The sequence below is a fragment of the Halomonas sp. McD50-4 genome, from assembly GCF_022348135.1.
Lineage (GTDB): Bacteria > Pseudomonadota > Gammaproteobacteria > Pseudomonadales > Halomonadaceae > Vreelandella > Vreelandella piezotolerans.
Genome location: NZ_JAKRFG010000033.1, coordinates 1 through 2,162, shown reverse-complemented (window position 1 = coordinate 2,162; position 2,162 = coordinate 1). Strand labels below are relative to the sequence as shown.

The 2,162-nt window shown below is 52.1% G+C and carries 2 protein-coding genes and 1 pseudogene; 1 reads left to right on the top strand and 2 read right to left on the bottom strand.

Annotation, left to right across the window (positions count from 1 at the left end):
- Positions 1 to 128: 128 nt before the first annotated feature.
- On the bottom strand, positions 129 to 473 hold the full coding sequence (locus tag MHM85_RS18225; protein ID WP_233918454.1) for a TorF family putative porin: 345 nt from the start codon (positions 471 to 473) through the stop codon (positions 129 to 131).
- Between the two features lie 280 nt (positions 474 to 753).
- On the opposite strand from MHM85_RS18225, the gene MHM85_RS18220 reads away from it, so the two are divergent.
- Positions 754 to 1,839, top strand: coding sequence for a porin (locus MHM85_RS18220; RefSeq protein WP_239286584.1), 1,086 nt, complete (start codon positions 754 to 756; stop codon positions 1,837 to 1,839).
- Positions 1,840 to 2,013: 174 nt separating this feature from the next.
- Here MHM85_RS18220 and MHM85_RS18215 read toward each other — a convergent pair.
- Positions 2,014 to 2,162: pseudogene (locus tag MHM85_RS18215) on the bottom strand (Cd(II)/Pb(II)-responsive transcriptional regulator); the annotation flags it as partial.

The window sequence follows — 2,162 nt, the reverse complement described above, 5'->3', positions numbered from 1 at the left end:
AAGGTCTCTCCTTTCTACAAGAAAACCATCGGTTACGGACTGCCGGACTTCGCAGAGGAACTCAACTACGGAGTCGATCTATCAACCATCTGAGGGTGGTATCAGATTGATGGGGTGAAGGTGCCCCATCAACCATTAAATCCGTATACCCAATAAATGTACCCAACGTCATAACCCAGTTCTTCCACAGAGCCGGAGAATCCGGCATAAAGATCAAGCTCATAGCTGGTGCCGTCACCAAAATCGACATTGGAACCCCAGCCACCGGCGTAGAAGCCCGACGCATGCTCATAATCCAACCCTCCCTGGACAGCCGCAGCCCCGTCTGTCTGGGTGACGCCCCGGAACAGATAGTTGCTGCTGGCGCTCACATTTGAGCTGACGTCAGCGCTAACAATGGCGGGCGCAGCCTGAAGTGCTGCAAGCAAAGTGATACTGATAAATCCGGATTTGGTGAAAAACTGCTTCTTCATAATGGATACCTTCGGTTGGGTTTCATTGCTCCAAATATGATCAGCAAAAGTCTTGCCACATCTTATTTATTCTTTTTTATCATAATTATAGAGACAAATCGGCACATTCTGAGCTTGCCCCCGAAAAACGACCGCAACACCTAGCGCCCCAGAACCTGTCACCGGCCCGGACCAGCGCCCTGTTTTGATGCATTCTCTGTAACCATTCTGTAATCTTTGCCAAATAGACTTTAATCGCGCTTCAACACACACAAGCAAACCGAAAAAGGTGAGACAGATCATGAGCAAGAAATATTTGGGCTTGGCTTTGGCGATTTCTGCCGCTTCTGCTGCACAGGCCGGAAACGTTACGACCAGCGGCGAAGACCTTGTGATCGATACCGACAGCGGTATCAAAGTGAAAGTGTCGGATAACTCTGCGTCTTTTCAGCTCGGCGGGCGCATTCAGTGGGATTACGACGCCACGCAGTCTGACGACAACGGTGTTGACACTACCGATTTCGACGTGCGCCGGGCACGCCTCTACGCCAAGGGCCACTTTGGCGACTGGGCGTACAAAACCCAGTTCAACGTGGCTGAGAGTGATGGCGCCGACGGCGGGACCGCTGAGGACCTGTACATTCGCTACCTGGGATTTGGCTCGACGGCAACCGTGACTATTGGTAAGCAGAAAGAGCCATTCGGCCTGGAACAATTAACGAGTTCAAAAGACATCTCGGCCCTTGAGCGATCCGCCATGACCGAGCGTTATACCCCCGGTCGCAGCGGCGGCATCCAGCTCAGTGGCAAAGGCAGCAACTGGACCTACGGTATCGGCTATTTCGAAGCAGACGGCAATGGCAGCGACGACTTCAATAACACGGCAGTAACCGCACGGGGCACGTTTGCACCGATTCAAACGAATAATCTGGTTGCTCATCTTGGTGCGGGTTATACCACGCGTGATGCCGACACTCAGGCCGATGAGGTCGACACGTTTAATCTGGAGCTCGCCGGCGCTTCCGGGCCCTTCCATGCCCAGGCCGAATATTTCGATTCCGAGGAAGGCCAGGTGGATGTTGATGGCTATTACGTACAGCTTGGCTGGATCATCACCGGCGAAAGCCGTCCTTACAAAGCCGGAGCATTCAAGCGGGTAAAACCGGCATCACCCAAAGGGGCCTGGGAAGTTGTTGCCCGCTTTGAGGATGGTGACGGAAAATACAGTGATGTGGGGCTGGCCACGACCGACGGTGAGCAAACAACACTGGGCGTTAACTATTACGCCAACAAGAATGTTCGACTTGGAATGAGCTACATGGATGGCGAAGAAGCCAATGGCGCTAGCGGAGATGAAGTGCGTGCGAGGTTACAATATGCATTTTGACCGCATGGAGGTCGCTTGAATGAGTTTGCGGCTTGATATAGTTCTTGAGAGTTAATGAAATACTCAGGTTTTGGGCAGATATTAATGGGTAAGCGGATTAAATGGTTGATCTTACCTTTGCATGAGAGTGAGGCAAACCGACATCTCATCGGATTATCTGGTTGGTACTCCAACCTACTGCTGATGCATGCTTCCCTCGCTAATTCCAGCAAGAACCCCACACGCCTCAACTTCCCGGTCATCGTTGCAACTCGCTCTCAGTGAAACGAGTTGTTTCTCAAGCGCTTGCAGAGCGGTTATCTGCGACCGCACATGAGAGATGT

What these genes read in the sequence shown, in the direction of transcription:
- MHM85_RS18220 (WP_239286584.1), top strand. Translation starts at nt 754, where the DNA reads ATGAGCAAGAAATATTTGGGCTTGGCTTTGGCGATTTCTGCCGCTTCT.
- MHM85_RS18225 (WP_233918454.1), bottom strand. Translation starts at nt 473, where the DNA reads ATGAAGAAGCAGTTTTTCACCAAATCCGGATTTATCAGTATCACTTTG.